Raw genomic sequence first — 16738 nt, forward strand, 5'->3', positions numbered from 1 at the left:
AAGAGATCAATCCATCATTCTGAATAAAAAGCGGGAAGGTGAAAAATTCAAACACATAAAATTTATGAGTGTATTCAATACGAAAAAAATCATATTTTGGAGCATCAACTTGTTGGTAGCCGTGTTACTTCTTTTTCTTACCGGTTATATTGTCCTTCAACGTTTAGACAGTTACACCTTACATGGTCAATACATTTCTGTACCTGATTTGCGCGGACTTACTCCTTCGGAGGCGGCTCCATTCCTCCAAGAGAAAAATTTATTCGCTATCGTAGTCGATTCTATCTACGACGATCACGCCAAGGCGGGAGCTGTCGTCGAGCAATTTCCGTCTCCCGAATCCAAGGTAAAAAACAGCCGGACGATCCAACTCACCATCAATGCCAACGCACCGGAAAAACTAATCTTCCCGAATCTAAAAAATACGGCATTCAGACAAACGATACAGAAGTTAAAAAATATCGGTTTCAATATCGGCCAACTAAAATATACCTCCTCCAACTTTAAGAATTTGGTACTGGGTTTTATGTATAAAGACGAACCTATTGAACCCGGAGACATCATCCAGAAAGGGGAGAATATCGATATTATATTAGGAGATGGGAATACAAGTAATAATCAGGTTTTCATCCCGAATCTACGAGGCAAGACGTTAGAAGAGGCCAAAACTCTTATTCTGCTGTCTTTTTTAAACATAGGAGAGATTATTAACGATGAAACCGTCCGCACTCCACAAGATCAACTCGAAGCTTTTATCTACCAGCAATCGCCTGATATCGAAGAACATCCTAAGACCACATTGGGAAGTCATATAACGATTTATTTGACAAAAGATCAGGAGAAATTAGTCGTGCAGGACACTCTTTCCATTGAAACACAAGAACAACGATGATCGAAGAAACAGAAGATATAGACGAACTGAACGAAGAGGAAGAACAAGAGCAGGAATTATTCGAACATTTTCGTCTGGAAGCAGACTCCGGTCAAGCTCTTTTACGAATCGACAAATTCCTGGTAGACCGGATTCCTAATGCTTCGCGTACCAAAATACAAGACGCTGCCGAAGCGGGTAATATATTGGTAAACGGAAAACCCGTGAAACCCAATTACAAGGTAAAACCCAAAGACGTGGTTTCGGTTATGATGTCTCACCCGAAAAGAGAGATCACGATCATTCCCGAAAACATTCCTCTCCATATTGTTTATGAGGACGATGACCTGTTAATTATAAACAAAGCGCCCGGTATGGTAGTACACCCTTCTTTCGGCCATTACACGGGCACATTGGTCAATGCCTTAGCTTGGCATTTAAAGGACAATCCTCTTTTTAAAGAAAATGATCCCCGACCGGGACTTGTTCACCGGATAGACAAAGATACTTCCGGCTTACTGGTCATTGCCAAGACAGAAGAGGCTAAAACAAAACTTGCCTTACAGTTTTTTAACAAAACTTCCGACCGGAAATACGTTGCCGTCTGCTGGGGTAACCTGGAAGAAGATAACGGTACGATCATCGGTAATATCGGCAGAAACCTCTCCAATCGAAAAGTTATGGGCGTCTTTCCCGAAGGCAGCGAATACGGTAAGCATGCCGTTACCCACTACCATGTATTAGAACGTCTCGGATATGTAAATGTCATTGAGTGCGTACTTGAAACCGGAAGAACCCATCAGATCCGGGCTCATTTCAAGCATATCAAACATCCGTTATTCAACGACCCGGAATACGGTGGTAACGAGATACTGAAAGGAACGACTTTCAGCAAATACAAACAATTTGTACAAAACTGTTTCGCGATCTGCCCCCGTCAGGCTTTACATGCCAAAACATTAGGGTTCGTTCATCCGACAACGGAAAAATACATGGCTTTCGATTCGGAAATTCCGGACGACATGCAACAGCTGATTTCCAAATGGAGAAACTACGTCATAAACAGAGAGTTGGAAGAATAGTTCAACTCTTTAAGCAAAAACGTATTTCAACATAAACAACACGGTCAATATATACATGACCAAATTCAGATCCCGAAATTTTCCACTCAATATCTTCAACAAAGCATAGGATAACATACCCAGCACAATTCCCTCGGCAATAGAATAGGTTAAAGGCATCATAATAATGGTAATAAAAGCAGGAAGTACTTCCGTTATATCGCCGAAATTAATTTTTACCACAGAATCAAACATAAATACGCCTACCATGACCAGTACTCCCGCGGTGGCCACACCAGGAACCAATAAAAACAAAGGAGAAAAGAAAAGGGAAATCAAAAAAAGTAAACTCACGGTAAAGGCGGTAACACCGGAGCGTCCACCCTCTGCTATTCCTGCCGCACTCTCGGCATAAGTCGTAGTTGTTGACGTTCCCAAAACAGCACCGACGGTTGTACCCAATGCATCGGACAACAAAGCCTGTTTTATCCGCGGAATTTTTCCTTTCGCATCAACCATTCCCGCTTTATTAGCCGTTCCGACTAAAGTCCCCAAGGTATCGAATATATCCATAAAAATCAGAGAGAAAATCGCAATCAGCATATCGGGAGCCAGAATGGAACGAAAATCAAATTTAAAAAATACGGGACTCAAAGAATGAGGGACAGCTATCGGAGAAAAATTTTCAGGCAACCGAGTGATACCCAATGGAATCCCGATTAACGTACAAATAACAATCACGTAAAAAAGAGCTCCTTTGACTCGTTTTGCCATCAAAACACCTCCTAATATGATACCCGATATGGCCAAAATAACCGATGGAGTAAATTTTCCCAATGTAACAAAAGTTACGGGATCCGAGACCACAATTCCGGCATTTTTCAATCCGATAAAGGCTATAAACAGACCGATCCCAACCGAGATTGCCTGCCTTAGACAAGCAGGAATAGCATTTACGATCAGTTCGCGGACATTAAATACAGTCAACAAAATAAAAACCAATCCTTCCACGAATACAGCGGTCAATGCCTCCTGCCAGGAATAACCCATGCCCTGTACTAAGGTGAAAGCAAAAAAAGCATTTAATCCCATACCCGAAGCCAAAGCAAAAGGCAATTTTGCCACCACAGCCATCAATAACGTTGCTATCGCAGCAGACAAAGCCGTAGCCGTAAATACGGCTCCCTTATCCATCGAGGCGGCAGACAAAATATCAGGATTCACAGCCAGAATATACGACATGGTTAAAAAAGTCGTTATACCTGCCATTATCTCCGTTTTGATTCGCATAGTACGCGGATCAAATCCAAATAACAATGCTAAAATTCTCATCGTCATAATTAAAAAAACGGTTATGTCTTTTAAAAGACAAAACCGTTTTGATTATCGTTTTTCCTGCATTATACGTTAAACCGGAAATTCATCATATCACCGTCCTGTACCACATAATCTTTTCCCTCCACGGACATCTTTCCTGCTTCCTTGCATTTAGCCTCCGATCCCAAAGTGATAAAATCTTCATACTTAATAACCTCCGCCCGGATAAATCCTTTTTCAAAATCAGTATGAATAATACCGGCGGTTTGAGGTGCTTTCATGCCATTCTTAAACGTCCATGCCCTAACCTCTTTTGGTCCTGCCGTAAAATAAGTTCTCAGATTCAACAGCTTATAAGCCGTCCGGATTAATTTATTCACACCTGCCTCTTTCAGACCTAAATCCTCAAGAAACATTTGTTTTTCCTCATACGTTTCCAACTCGGCAATATCCGCTTCAATGGCCGCTCCTATCACCAAAACTTCAGCTCCTTCGTTTTTCACGGCCTCACGAACTGCATCTACGTATTTATTACCCTTTACAACAGATACTTCATCCACGTTACAGACATATAATATCGGTTTATTCGTCAATAACATCAGATCTTTAGCAACTTCTTGCTGCAGGTCGGTCAACCTAACAGATCGGGCAGACTCTCCTTTCTCGAGAGCCTCTTTATAAAGATACAACACTTCTACAAGTCTTTTAGCATAAGCATCTCCTCCGGTCTTCGCCCGCTTCTCTTCTTTCAACAACCGATTTTCAACCGTCTCCAAATCTTTCAATTGCAGTTCTGTATCTATAATCTCTTTATCTCTTACCGGATCAACACTCCCATCCACATGGACAATATTATCATCATCAAAACAGCGCAATACATGAATAATAGCATCCGTTTCTCGAATATTAGATAAAAACTTATTTCCTAAACCTTCTCCCTTACTGGCCCCTTTTACTAATCCGGCAATATCCACAATCTCAACCACGGCAGGCACTACATTTTGAGGTTGTACCAATTCCACCAATTTATTCAATCGCTCGTCCGGCACCGTTATTACCCCCACGTTCGGCTCTATCGTACAGAAAGGAAAATTAGCAGACTGGGCTTTCGCATTACTTAAACAATTGAACAAGGTCGATTTTCCCACGTTCGGCAAACCGACGATTCCACATTGTAAACTCATACTATCTTATTATCAATTAATTATACATCAAATCAAAACCAACGAACAATAAAAAGAATCCTTATTCCTTTTAAGCTCGTTTGAGTCTGCAAAGATAATCAATTTTTAAGCTAATGCAGCATCTTGTTCTACTTTCTATCCCCGGCTATAAACGGAGTAACCATTTCCATGCAATATATTGATATTAAAAATATTACAAACAATTAAAGTAAATTCCACGAATCGATAAAAAGAATAACCGTGCCGTCCGTTCAGTCGATATAATCCACCAACCCTTTTTTCAAAATCACGATTTTCCCCACAAACGAAGGATAAGAAGTTACCTAATATCTCAACCAATTATTTTTTTTGTATTATTGTATACATAATTATATCCTAAAATTAAAAACTATGAAAGTAAGAAATTTATTATTGGCCATATTATTAACCATCTGCACCGCCTCCTTCGGACAAGAGGATGAAAATGCCAAATATATCGAAGTAACCGGAACATCGGAAATTGAAATCGTACCGGATGAAATCCATTTTATCATAGAGATAAAAGAGTATTGGGCGGAAGAGTTTTATGAAAAGTCCAAACCGGAAGATTACCGGACCAAAGTGGCATTAAGTGACATAGAACAAAATTTAAGATCGGCATTGTGTAAAGCAGGGATCAGCAACAACTCCATACGTACCCAGGAAGTAGGCGACTACTGGCGTGAACGGGGACACGATTTTCTCATAGCCAAAAGATTTGATATCACGTTAAAGGATTTTAATCAGATCGATAAAATTATAAAAGTTATTGACACAAAAGGCATACAGTCCATGCGTATCGGTGAATTAAAAAACAAACAAATACAATATTATCGTCGACAAGGAAAAATAGAAGCGTTAAAAGCCGCCCGGACGAAAGCGACCTATTTAGTCGAAGCATTAGGGAAACAACTCGGCGATCTTATTCGCATTGTAGAACCACAAGAGAATACATATCCATTCCCCCTATCGCAGGCGCAAAGTAATGTACGTTCTTCACAAGTAGAATCATTCGACGGTTTCCGCACGATCAAACTTTACTATACCATGCTGGTAAGGTTTAAAATAGACGATAGGGATTAGGTGATTTCGGATTTGTCTTGCCCTAAAAATTGACAGTTTAATCTAAAATCGATAATTAGGAACACTTAGCGTGCCGTTATATGAAAGCATCCTTGTTTATACTCGTAACGAACATAACATCTTTTCTGTTTGCGCAAATCCTGAAGAACTTCGGCCAATACGGTTTTCAATTTATCCCTGGTCTCGGACTTTGATCCTTTTTGCTTATAACGAGCATATGCAATATCGAAGGTCGTCCCGTATATATGAGCCGAATTAGAGCTGGCATTCAAATTTTTCTTCTTCAAACGATTGACGCTCGACCCTGTTCTCAACACACTCGTAACAATAAGTTTATGCCCTGAAAGGTCTTTAGCACGAAGTGAATCTTTAAAATTCTCTGCAATTTTTTCCAGCAAGTCATAAGCCTCCGGAACCAAATAGGGAATCGAATGAGTTAACTCGTCCACGTGATACAATCCGCAGGAAGAGATCTTTTTCAACTTTCTACTTGCTCTTTTAAATTCACCAGAAGAAGCAAGAGGCTCTATTCCCAAGCGTTTAGCTGCATCCAAATGTTTGTTATTCAAATCATTGAACGTACGGGAATAGTTTCTAAAATATACAAAAGGCTTTTTCGCTTTCTTCTCTCCACACGAGACCAGTACACACACGACAAAACACATCAAAATAAACAACCTATATATCTGCATCACACTACTCTATTTTTCCGGTTCGACATGTACCGCAACATGTGTGCGGCGACCATATTTCTTTCGTAGACGCTCTTCGATTCCCGTCGCAATCACATGAGCCTCTTTCACCGTCAGTTCACTATTGACACGTACATGTATCTCTATTGCAAAATCATTTCCGATACGACGCGTTCGTAAATTATGAGGGTCTTTTATTTGTACGTCCTCACTTATGACGGCTAAAATCTCTTTCTCCACTTCTTCCGGAAGGGAACGTTCCAATAAATCGTTCAATGCGGGGGTCACCAACTGTATTGAAACCTTTACTATAAAAACACTCACGACAACCGCCGCAATCGGATCCAAAACATGCCATTCTTTTCCTAAAAAAATGGCTCCGGCAATACCCAAAGCCGTTCCGATAGAGGAAAAAGCATCCGAACGATGATGCCATGCATTAGCAATGACTGCCTGACTATTTACTTTTTTCCCCACCAAAAGAGTATAACGATACAAAATCTCTTTTAAAACAATCGAAACAATAGCCGCAATTAAGGCGATTTTATCCGGGCTACCTATCTCTTCTCCTCTTGTTACGGCCAAAATACGATTCAAACCGTTCCAAAAAATACCGGTACCCACCAATAACAATATCAATCCGATAATCGTTGTCGCTAATGTTTCATACTTTCCATGACCGTAATCATGTCCTCTATCTTGCGGTTTTGCCGAAACCTTCACAAAAAAGAGGACAATCACATCTGTCACGAAATCAGACAAAGAGTGTACGGCATCCGCTATCATAGCACTACTCTTTCCCAATATTCCGGCAATAAATTTAAAAGCCAATAAAAAGAAATTAACAATAGAACCAATGATTGTTATCCGATAGATCTCTTTTCCCCGATTTTTCTCGTCCATTTCCTACTAAATAATTTTGAACAAAGATAAAAATAATACCCTATTTACTTAAAAAGGATTCTATGTTTTTACCCTCTTTATAGTCCCTATTTACATTCCCGTTATTCAAAAATAAGGATGCTATTTTCAAGACAGCAACAAATTACAATGCGCTTTTAAGCTGCATTTTATAAGCAACATCTACGATCCGGCCAAAAGTAGTAACAGAAGTATATAAAGGTACAAGACCGGTTACGATATAATCGGAAGAGGCGTCCAGAACAAAAAATGTCCCGTTTTCCAACCCGACCCCAATCCGAGTATTGGTTCGATCTGTTACGTCCGAATTATAAGCCAGTGAACGTATCGGACTATTAAATACATAGATTAGCTTGATATCGTTGGAAACAGGATCATAACAATACAACTCCTGCTGGCTTACACCACCCGAAAAAAGCAGATATCCCCGTTTAGGCAGGAGGGTCATTACATTTCTCCCGTTCAAAAGATCCGGACGTTTAAATTTTACCGTGGAAACATTTATGATCTCCCGATCGAGGGTAACAGAAAAAGTTTGGGCTATCACCTCATCATTTTGATGTAATAGTATCAAAAAGCCACAACTCTTATATCCTTCGCTTAAATATCCTACATACAATAAGTTTACTTCCGAAGGTAATCCCGTAATATCCATAAACGAGGCAGGTCTTTCCTCTCCATAATATAATTTATCGATACGAGTTGCATCCTTTTCGGCATCAGAAATCCACAAGAATCTTCTATACCGTCCATCGTATAACAAAAAGAAAGGGACCTTCTGATAATCGGTAAGCACCAATCGATCGACCTGAAGTTCCTCCCCCCCGTAAGCCGCTTTAAATTGCATAAAAGCTCCACTATGTAAAATTTCATTTGTCAAATACTTCCGAAAATATAAGCCACCATCTTCACTAAGCAAATAACCGGACCAAATCCCGTGAAGTGCATCTTTAATAACAAAACCCGGTGGAAAATCTTTTTCAAGAAACTCATCCCGCGTATGTATCACTTTCCGAAAAGAGACATCATTCAACTCCACACACCCTTGCCCCCCCTTTTGCATGACCATCACTTCTCCGTCCGCCTCCGAATAATCGCTCCCCGGCCAATGTTCTCGTAATTTTACCGGATAAGTCCCCAACACATCACCGTTTTCAGCCTCATACACATCCGAATAGACCGTATACTCCAGCTCTTTCCCCTGATTCCTCTCCTGAATAAACGAAAGACGGGAGACCTGATCTTTTTCGGACAATATCATCCACCCCTTATTATAACGGGAAGTCACTCGCAACATGAACTCCTTGACATACTCTATACCATTGACGCTATCCTTGACACTAAAATAGCATTCAAACTCTCCGATCGTATCGGCCAGATAATGTAAATCCCGTTGGTTTCCTATTACTTCACCCCTTTGGATTTTCCATTGATAAGTCCAATGTTTCGGAGCCATCGTATCATGACTATAACAGACTTTCGGTTTTATTTCCAATATCTCTCCGGCATTCTTTTGATAAAGGGCCGAGATGCCCTGAATGACTATTTCATTGACAGGAACATAGTCATAATTTCCTTTATCTTCATAACAACCGGACAAAAAATAAAATATTCCGATCCAAAAAACAATTCGTTTCATCACACGCTTACACTTACCGTTTTATACATAGGCCCGTTTTCATCCTGAATAATATTTCCTTTTTCAGCCTCTTCAATAAGCTTATACTTAAACTGAATCGCCAGAGAACGTATTCTGTTTTCATCCAACCCCGTCAAATCACCCACACCGGTAATTTCCATAAAAACATCCAATTTTTTCTCTGTATAAGGCCCCAGATACTCGTCCGTAATCTTATCATCCCACCACGACGGTTTGGATTTTAAAGCCGAAAACCGTATGATTTTCTTCCGATAAGGTATATCACCCGGCAAAAAATTCTCATTCTCTACGATCTTCAAAACCAAACGGAGAACCCGGTTCTCCAATTGGGGAGAGTAGTGCAAAAGCACCCGAAAAGAAGAATCTTCTACCTCTCCCGCTCTCCACTTCCACTCCGGTAAGGTATAATCGGAGATTTCCGCCGTCGAAACCTCATCCGCCTCAATCACAAACGTTTTATCTTCTGTCAGCAAATCTCCGGAGACACACAAATGAATCGGGACACTCAATACTTCCGTATTCGGATGAAAATAAAACGATACCTCGACGCTATCCTGATCATAACGTCCGGCAAAATAGATATAATTCTTCCCGCCGAACATCTTCATCTCGGATTTGCCACAAGAACAAAAAACAAGAATCCATAAACCGATCCACCCTATTTTTCGCATTTTCATCATATATTAGTCTCTACCTCCGGAAGAGGAAATACAAAATTCTTTGACATTCCATAGGTTTTACCATCGACCGTAATATCCCGGTTCAACCTCTTATACATATAAAACAACTGCCCCTCGGCCGTATACTCTTTACGGGCATCCAGCAATAACTCACGATAAAGTTGTTCTTTACTCCCGAGAGAAAGTTCTCGTTGGGCTCCCCGGCAAAAACGCAAATAAGTAAACATCGCTTTCGCTCTCTCTTCTCCCGCCAAATCATATAGACATTCGATATAGATATGATACAATTCACTTAAACGTAATACAGGTATCAATTTATTATTCAAACGATACGCTGAAGGAGTCACGTAAAAATACTTTCCGCACACATCCCGGTCTTTTCGCTTGACCACTAAACTCTCGCCCACCCTCACGTCTCCCGGGTCCTTATCCCGGAGTTCTTCCCGATCTTTCAAAAAAAGATAGGAGTAAGAAGTACGCCCTTCATCATTTAAGGCTCCGTATATATCGACTAATTTATTATTATACAGACCAAAAATAACATCATCGTATAGTTTTAAATTCCCCTTTTTAGCTTCCGATGGCTCTGTAAAATAAAAGAGAGAAGAATAAATTATTTTCTCCGCTTCTCTCATTGCCGATTCCTTATCTCCCAGATAGAGATATACCCGGGCCAATAACCCGCCTATAGCATAATAATTTAATCGATACCCTCTAAAGGACAAAAAATCGCTTACCCCGGCCAATTTCGAATCTCCCAAACGAGAATCCACCAACAAGATTTGGGTTTGATAAAGAGTATCAAAAGAAGCCGTCAACTTTTTGGCTTTTTCCAGATCCCGAATAACTTTTTCCAACACCTCTTCCGTCGTCAAACGAGGAAAATTAACAGAGGGTGCCTGATCGCAGTAAGGAAGCCGTTTCTCCCCACTATGAACGAGAGGAGCCGGGGCAAAGAGCCGCAACATATCAAAATGAAGAAAGGCCCGAATAGCCAATGCCTCTCCCTCTATCAATCGTCTCTCCAATTCTCCGTATCCATCCTTGAACAAAGACGAATCTGCCTTTTCCACGTGCTTTAAAAGAGTATTGCAATTAGCAATCAAATGAAAAGTATTGATCCAGACCGTATCCAATTTCGAACGTACGGTCGCTTGAGAGTAATTATACTCATCCGTATTAATAACCACCCGATAACCAATATCGTTACAGTTTTCCACGTCATAATACTGAGCCAGAACATCGACTAATCCCCAGGACAATTCCTGTCCATAAAGAGAAGCCCGGCTCATTCCCTGGTATATCCCGTTCAATGAATTCCGAAATCCTTCTGCATTCCGAAACAGGTCATCCTCCGCCACTTCTCCGGCCGGAGTCACCTCGAACCATTTCTCACATGAACTAAACACGATCAAAATAGCCATTATGTTCAATATCCATTTCATTAAAAACACACTTTTAAAGTAAGATTCATATTCCGAGCAAAAGGATAAGACAGACCTCTCTCCTCTTTTATGGAGGAAAAACGAAACACACTATTCATACTCCATTCCAGTTTCACGGTTTCTATCCCTAAACGTTTCATCCACATCCGGTCCAAATCATATCCCAGAGACAAAGCATCCAAAGAGAGTACGCTATAATCCTGACAGAAACGGGAAGTCGGCCGGGTCAACTCCTTGTTCCGAATATCTTTTAATAACGTTTTATCTCCCGGCTTACGCCAACGTTCCAACAAGACCCTACGATCCGCATTCTCTTCGGCAATATTTACATTTTCGACCTTTCGAACCAAAGTTTCGTTATACCGCTGTCCTCCGAATTCATACAGGAAGGAGGTAAACAAAGACCATCCCCTATATTTCATATAAAATCCGAAAGCACCTCGAACATCCGGTTCATTATCTCCAATAACGACTTGTTCGCCGGATTTCCACTCCTGAGTCATTGTTCCTTGTCGATTAAGAAATAGCTCTTTCCCCGTAGAGGGATCAATTCCCAATGAATGCATTCCCCATATTGCAGTCAAAGATCTCCCTTCCACATATTTCAATAAAGGCCGGGTATACTTTAAATCACTCGAACCTCCATGATAGTCTCCATAGTAACCGTCTACTTTCCGATTATACTCTCTCAACGCATCGGAAATCTTCATTATTCGATTCCGGTTATGTGACAAATTCCCGTACACATTCAAATAAATATCGGATTTATTTATCAAATTTCCACTCAACGATAATTCAATTCCTCGATTCCGTACCTCTCCAAAATTATCTTTATAAGAAGGGAAACCGGAAGAGGCGGCAATGGTCACATCCGTGATCAAATCACGCGTACGACTATTGTAATAACTCAAATTACAAGTTAACAACCCCTTAAACAGCTCCAGTTCCGCCCCGATATCCAGGGTATTGGTCCGTTCCCATTTCAAATCAGGATTCCCTAACGTCTTCATCAAGACTCCGGAACCCGTTTTATACAAGTCATCCAATGCCACCTCATAAGTAGAAATAGCACAATAGGCGGGAAAATCCACTTTACCCGTCTGTCCGTAACTCACTCTTATCTTCAGACGATCGACAGCAGACCATTTTTCCATAAAAGAGCAGTTATGCAAATTAACTCCCGTTCCCAAGGACCAGAAAGGAGCAAACCGCCTATTTTTCCCGAACTCGGAAGAGCCGTCTACACGCCCGGCAACATCAAGCAAATAGATTGAACGATAAGCATAATTCAAACTCCCGAATACACCAAAAAGTCTTTTGGTAACCTCTCCTAAAGTTGGTTTCACAACAACTTCCATAGCATAATTGGGAGAATGCAAACCCCCGGAAGCAAATCCCCGATAAGCAGAGGATACATACTCTGTTCGGGAAGAACGAGCATTTATTCCTACTGTCATATGAATATAATGCACTCCTACCGACCTGTCATAAGTCACCAATGCATTCGTATTCCATTCCGGAGCCTTTCCCTCTTTTCTCTCCAAGTAGCCTTTTAATGTATTCTCCAAATTTACCGGTTTTAAAGAGCGCGGATCCGTAAATTCTTCCTGTTTCGAAGTCCGGTAACTCACACTAATCCCTCCCTTAAAGGAGAGGTAATCGTTAATATACCAGTTTATATTGAAATTATTAATCCACTGATCGTAATTCAAATAAGCGAAACTTTTTAAACCGGCTTCATAAAGAGGATTCAGTTTCAAGGGACCGGAATGCCAATTCTGTAAATAGGGCAGGTCGTTTCCCTTACTATCCCGGTATTCGTCGTAAGGCAACTGTCTGGTATAATCGCTAAACATCCCATAAGGAGAATCTTTTGACCGGACAGAGTAATAAGATATTCTGTTCTGGAGTTGCAAAGAACGATAATGAAAATCGAGGGTTAAGCCGCCACCGATTCGGTTTCGAAAAGAACCTTTCATTACACCGTTTTGATCGTGATAAAGGAAATCCACACCCAATTGCAGGTTACCGGTTTTCCCTTCCACGACCAACGAGTGTTTGTGATTGAAAACAGCACGTACCGGTTTAGACAACCAATAAGTATCGACTCCTTTGGCTAATTGTTTCAACTTATTATTATACTCCGTAAGTCCCGCTACTTCGGAAGAGACATCATCCGGTTCAAACAAACCAGCCAATCGTTCGGTTTCAATCTTTTCCGCCGCATGCATCAGATTATAATCCGACAGATCAGGAAACGCAACCTCGCCATTCATACTATAGCTGACATTCAATTTCCCCGGCTGTATTTCTCGAGTGGTAATAACGATAACACCATTGGCCGCTCTGGAACCATACATCGCCGTCGCCACCGCATCTTTCAAAATCGTTATACTCTTCACCCGATCCATATCCATATCGTATACTTGCTGAACATCAATCTGAAAACCGTCCAGAATAAATGTCGGCAAATTAGAATTATTCTCCAGAACCGACTTCGTCAAGTTTTCCCTGCTTAACTCCGTCACTCCTATGCCAGACCGACCTCTTACGTAAAGTTCCGGCAAGGTATTCGGATCCGATCCCCATTCATTATTCCCCTGTATCCGGAAAGAGGGTTCAAACGTCTGAATGGCACTCAGAAGATTTGTTTTGGAAACCCTCAGCAATTTATCTCCGGAAATGGTTGTTGAGTTTCCGGTAAAACTACCTTTCGCATAATTAGAATAACCGGTAATCACTACTTCATCTATCAATTCCGGATCTTCTTCCAGAAAAACACTAATACCTGTTGTTTTATCCTGAATAATCGGGACCCTTTGTGTTTTCATCCCGACAAAAGAAAAAAGAAGAACTTTCGCTTCGCGAGGGTATATATTCAAGTGGAATCGTCCCTCCCTGTCCGAGGAGACCCCGACAGACGTCCCTTCTACCTTCACGGTTACCCCCGGTAAAGGAAGTCCGGAAATATCATATACCCGACCGGAAATCTCTGTTTTTTTCATCATCTCCGGCTTCCGGGGAGTAATGATAATAACATGATTGACAAATTGAAAATCAAGTCCGGAATCTTGCAAGCAAAATTTCAATATATTCTCTACCGTCTCTTCCCGGAAACACTTAGTAATGGTAGGAAGTTCCCGAACCTGTTCGTGATTACACAAAAAACTTATCCCGCTCTTTTGCTTTATCTCTTCCAATACCTTTAAGATAGAGGTATTTTTAAAATCTGCACTTATCCTTATATTAGCAGGATGCTGAGCTTGGGCAAAAGTAGAACACGACACAAATTGCAATAACAAGATCAGATACAAGACTTTATTCATGCAGCAAAAATAGAGTAATCTATTCCATTTTGAAAACAAAACATGTTAAAAACAACAGGAAACATAAAAAAACTGCCGGAAAAATTTTTCCGGCAGTTTCTTTATATCGAAAAGATTTTATTTTTCAAATAATTTTCCGAATTCGTCCATCGTCACCACCTGCTCCTCCAATTTCACGCCTTCTTTCACGGTAGCGAAAATTTTATTCTCCAAAGCTCTCTCGTACATGTTGGCTCGTTGTTTTTGATCTTCCAATAAACGAACGGCAAAACCATCCAACTGCTCATTGCTCAAACCATACAATCCGTATTGTTGTAATTGAGCTGCAGCTATTTCACGAGCCATCCCCTTCATATCCTCATCCTCAACCTTTATTTCATACTCCTTAACCATAGCCGTCTTGATCAACTGCCACTTAAACTCCTCACGATAAGAATCGAAATCTTTCTCTACCGATTCGGGTGTCATCTCCCTGTTCGTGGCCACCATCCAGCGTTTCAGAAAAGCTTCCGGCAAGACAACATCCTCATTTTTTTTCAACATCTTATCACGAGCATCCACAGAGAAACGATATTCACTATGTCCTTTAAATTGGTTCTCCAGATCTTCTTTTACCTTAGCACGGAACTCCTCTACACTCTTCACCGCTCCCTCTCCATACAATTTATCAAATAATGCCTGATTAACTTCGGCATCGATATATCTTTTTACCTCACTAATGATCAAACAGAAATCAGATTCAACTTTTTCGGCCTCCTCCTTACTTAATCCTAACATAGCGGCAAAATCGGTCTTGTTCGGATAAGCCTTTGCCGGATTGAAAATAACTTCACTTCCGACTTTTGTCCCGATAAAAGCTTTACGAGCCTCTTCGTCTTTCATATGATACACGGAAACAGAAGCATCCTCATTGTGAATTCCTCCCTCTTTCGGTTTACCGTTCTCGTCCAATTCGATCAATTCACCCTTTAAGTATTCCGTCCCTTCAACGACATCAACGACTTCAAGACTTCCGCTATTTTTACAGATACTCTCTATCTGTTTGTCTATCATTTCATCATCAATCTTAATCGTATAATAAGGCACTTTCTCGCGCTTGCTTAATTTCACATTCATCACGGGAGCCAATGCAATATCATAAGTAAATTCGAAATTTTCCTGATTCAGGTTCAAATCTTGTTCTTCCGTTTCGTTAGGAAGCGGTTCTCCAAGTAAATTCAGCGTATTGTCTTGAATATATTTGGTCAGCCCTTCTCCGATCAATTTGTTAATCTCCTCTATCAACACGGCCTTACCGTACATTTTCTTTATGATCCCAAAGGGAGTCTTACCTTTACGAAAACCGTCAATTACTGCTTTCTTCTGATATTCCTTCAATGCATCGTTCACGCGGGTAGCGTAATCATCCTTATCTAATTGAACCTTAAGAGTTGCGTTAAGGTCATCGATCTGGGTTTGTGTTATATTCATACTTCTCTATGATAAATGATAATAATGATAAAACAAACAAAAAAGCCACCTAAATTAAGGCGGCCAGCTCTTTCTCAAGTGCGGGCGAAGGGACTCGAACCCCCACGCCTTGCGGCACTAGATCCTAAGTCTAGTGCGTCTACCAATTTCGCCACGCCCGCTTGCTAATTTGCGGTGCAAATATAGTGCTTTTTTATCAGTTCCAAAATTTTTGAACCTTTTTTTATTTTTTCCTTCTAAGCTCAAAATTCTTTCCCAAATAGACGCGCCTTACCTCCGGATCCTCCGCCAATTGCTCGGCGGAACCCGATTGTAATATACGTCCGTCATATAATAGATAAGCTCGGTCAGTAATACACAGGGTCTCCTGTACATTATGGTCCGTAATCAAAATACCTATATTTTTCTCTTTCAATTTCTGTACTATACTCTGAATATCTTCCACGGCAATAGGATCTACTCCGGCAAACGGTTCGTCCAGTAAAATAAATTTCGGAGAAATGGATAAAGCCCGCGCAATTTCCGTACGTCGGCGTTCTCCTCCTGACAATTGGATACCTTTGCTTTTCCGAATATGTTGCAACCCAAACTCATCCAGCATCTCTTCCAAGCGTTGTTTTTGATAATCTTTCGGAAACTTACTCATCTCCAGCACGGCCTTAATATTATCTTCCACGCTTAGTTGCCTGAACACGGAAGCTTCCTGCGCCAAATAACCGACACCCAATTGAGCTCTCCGGTATACCGGTTCCGTCGTAATCTCCGTGTCATCCAAAAAAATACGGCCGCCATTCGGTTTAATCAAACCTACAATCATATAAAACGACGTTGTCTTTCCCGCTCCGTTCGGCCCTAACAACCCCACAATCTCTCCTTGTTCCACGTTAACCGAAACCCCTTTTACGACAGTTCTGCTTTTGTATTTTTTTACCAGATCCTCAGCCCTTAATTTCATATTATTCAGTTTTATCGCGCTAAGATAGTTCTTTTCGATGTAAAAGTAAAAGCCG

General features: G+C 40.8%; 13 protein-coding genes and 1 tRNA gene. 3 read left to right on the forward strand and 11 right to left on the reverse strand.

Annotated elements, in window-relative coordinates:
* The first annotated feature begins 64 nt into the window (after positions 1-64).
* Together QZR76_RS03890 and QZR76_RS03895 are read left to right on the forward strand one after the other, a co-directional pair.
* A complete protein-coding gene (locus QZR76_RS03890; RefSeq protein ID WP_294140585.1) occupies positions 65-892 on the forward strand; it encodes a PASTA domain-containing protein in 828 nt (275 codons plus the stop codon).
* The gene (locus tag QZR76_RS03895) at positions 889-1953 is read left to right on the forward strand and encodes an RluA family pseudouridine synthase (RefSeq protein WP_294140586.1); all 1065 of its coding nucleotides are present in this window, start codon (positions 889-891) and stop codon (positions 1951-1953) included. Before QZR76_RS03890 ends, QZR76_RS03895 begins: the two co-directional genes overlap by 4 nt.
* A gap of 9 nt (positions 1954-1962) precedes the next feature.
* Here QZR76_RS03895 and QZR76_RS03900 read toward each other — a convergent pair whose 3' ends face one another.
* On the reverse strand, positions 1963-3264 hold the full coding sequence (locus tag QZR76_RS03900) for an NCS2 family permease (protein ID WP_294140587.1): 1302 nt from the start codon (positions 3262-3264) through the stop codon (positions 1963-1965).
* A gap of 68 nt (positions 3265-3332) precedes the next feature.
* Entirely contained in the window at positions 3333-4433 is a 1101-nt protein-coding gene (gene ychF, locus QZR76_RS03905) for a redox-regulated ATPase YchF (protein ID WP_294140588.1), read from the reverse strand.
* A 390-nt stretch (positions 4434-4823) separates the two neighbouring features.
* Here ychF and QZR76_RS03910 point away from each other — a divergent pair, with 390 nt between their 5' ends.
* Positions 4824-5534 carry an SIMPL domain-containing protein gene (locus tag QZR76_RS03910; RefSeq protein WP_294140590.1) on the forward strand — a complete coding sequence of 237 codons (711 nt, stop codon included), beginning with the start codon at positions 4824-4826 and terminating at the stop codon, positions 5532-5534.
* 65 nt (positions 5535-5599) lie between these two features.
* Here the strand turns inward: QZR76_RS03910 and QZR76_RS03915 are convergent, their stop codons facing one another.
* The 9 genes from QZR76_RS03915 to lptB all read right to left on the reverse strand — a co-directional run bounded on the left by QZR76_RS03915 (position 5600) and on the right by lptB (position 16683).
* On the reverse strand, positions 5600-6226 hold the full coding sequence (locus QZR76_RS03915) for a DUF5715 family protein (protein WP_294140741.1): 627 nt from the start codon (positions 6224-6226) through the stop codon (positions 5600-5602).
* A gap of 9 nt (positions 6227-6235) precedes the next feature.
* Positions 6236-7129 (reverse strand): cation diffusion facilitator family transporter, encoded by an 894-nt coding sequence (locus QZR76_RS03920; protein ID WP_294140594.1) that lies wholly within the window; start codon positions 7127-7129, stop codon positions 6236-6238.
* A 142-nt stretch (positions 7130-7271) separates the two neighbouring features.
* A complete protein-coding gene (locus QZR76_RS03925) occupies positions 7272-8786 on the reverse strand; it encodes a PKD-like family lipoprotein (RefSeq protein ID WP_294140596.1) in 1515 nt (504 codons plus the stop codon).
* Positions 8786-9478 (reverse strand): DUF4843 domain-containing protein, encoded by a 693-nt coding sequence (locus QZR76_RS03930; protein WP_294140597.1) that lies wholly within the window; start codon positions 9476-9478, stop codon positions 8786-8788. Before QZR76_RS03930 ends, QZR76_RS03925 begins: the two co-directional genes overlap by 1 nt.
* Positions 9479-9483: 5 nt before the next feature.
* Complete coding sequence (locus tag QZR76_RS03935; RefSeq protein WP_294140598.1) at positions 9484-10932, reverse strand: RagB/SusD family nutrient uptake outer membrane protein; 1449 nt, start codon at positions 10930-10932, stop codon at positions 9484-9486.
* Entirely contained in the window at positions 10932-14258 is a 3327-nt protein-coding gene (locus QZR76_RS03940; RefSeq protein ID WP_294140599.1) for a SusC/RagA family TonB-linked outer membrane protein, read from the reverse strand. Before QZR76_RS03940 ends, QZR76_RS03935 begins: the two co-directional genes overlap by 1 nt.
* Before the next feature lie 117 nt (positions 14259-14375).
* A complete protein-coding gene (tig, locus tag QZR76_RS03945; protein WP_294140601.1) occupies positions 14376-15728 on the reverse strand; it encodes a trigger factor in 1353 nt (450 codons plus the stop codon).
* 79 nt (positions 15729-15807) lie between these two features.
* A tRNA-Leu gene (locus QZR76_RS03950) sits at positions 15808-15889 on the reverse strand.
* Positions 15890-15951: 62 nt separating this feature from the next.
* Positions 15952-16683 (reverse strand): LPS export ABC transporter ATP-binding protein, encoded by a 732-nt coding sequence (gene lptB / locus QZR76_RS03955; RefSeq protein ID WP_041504347.1) that lies wholly within the window; start codon positions 16681-16683, stop codon positions 15952-15954.
* Positions 16684-16738: the final 55 nt, after the last annotated feature.

The sequence above is a fragment of the uncultured Sanguibacteroides sp. genome (assembly GCF_900543425.1).
Lineage (GTDB): Bacteria > Bacteroidota > Bacteroidia > Bacteroidales > Marinifilaceae > Gabonibacter.

Coding starts and splice junctions, on each gene's coding strand:
- QZR76_RS03935 (WP_294140598.1), bottom strand. CDS start 10,932: ATGAAATGGATATTGAACATAATGGCTATTTTGATCGTGTTTAGTTCA.
- QZR76_RS03930 (WP_294140597.1), bottom strand. CDS start 9,478: ATGCGAAAAATAGGGTGGATCGGTTTATGGATTCTTGTTTTTTGTTCT.
- lptB (WP_041504347.1), bottom strand. CDS start 16,683: ATGAAATTAAGGGCTGAGGATCTGGTAAAAAAATACAAAAGCAGAACT.
- tig (WP_294140601.1), bottom strand. CDS start 15,728: ATGAATATAACACAAACCCAGATCGATGACCTTAACGCAACTCTTAAG.
- QZR76_RS03940 (WP_294140599.1), bottom strand. CDS start 14,258: ATGAATAAAGTCTTGTATCTGATCTTGTTATTGCAATTTGTGTCGTGT.
- QZR76_RS03895 (WP_294140586.1), top strand. CDS start 889: ATGATCGAAGAAACAGAAGATATAGACGAACTGAACGAAGAGGAAGAA.
- ychF (WP_294140588.1), bottom strand. CDS start 4,433: ATGAGTTTACAATGTGGAATCGTCGGTTTGCCGAACGTGGGAAAATCG.
- QZR76_RS03915 (WP_294140741.1), bottom strand. CDS start 6,226: ATGCAGATATATAGGTTGTTTATTTTGATGTGTTTTGTCGTGTGTGTA.
- QZR76_RS03925 (WP_294140596.1), bottom strand. CDS start 8,786: ATGAAACGAATTGTTTTTTGGATCGGAATATTTTATTTTTTGTCCGGT.
- QZR76_RS03910 (WP_294140590.1), top strand. CDS start 4,824: ATGAAAGTAAGAAATTTATTATTGGCCATATTATTAACCATCTGCACC.
- QZR76_RS03920 (WP_294140594.1), bottom strand. CDS start 7,129: ATGGACGAGAAAAATCGGGGAAAAGAGATCTATCGGATAACAATCATT.
- QZR76_RS03890 (WP_294140585.1), top strand. CDS start 65: ATGAGTGTATTCAATACGAAAAAAATCATATTTTGGAGCATCAACTTG.
- QZR76_RS03900 (WP_294140587.1), bottom strand. CDS start 3,264: ATGAGAATTTTAGCATTGTTATTTGGATTTGATCCGCGTACTATGCGA.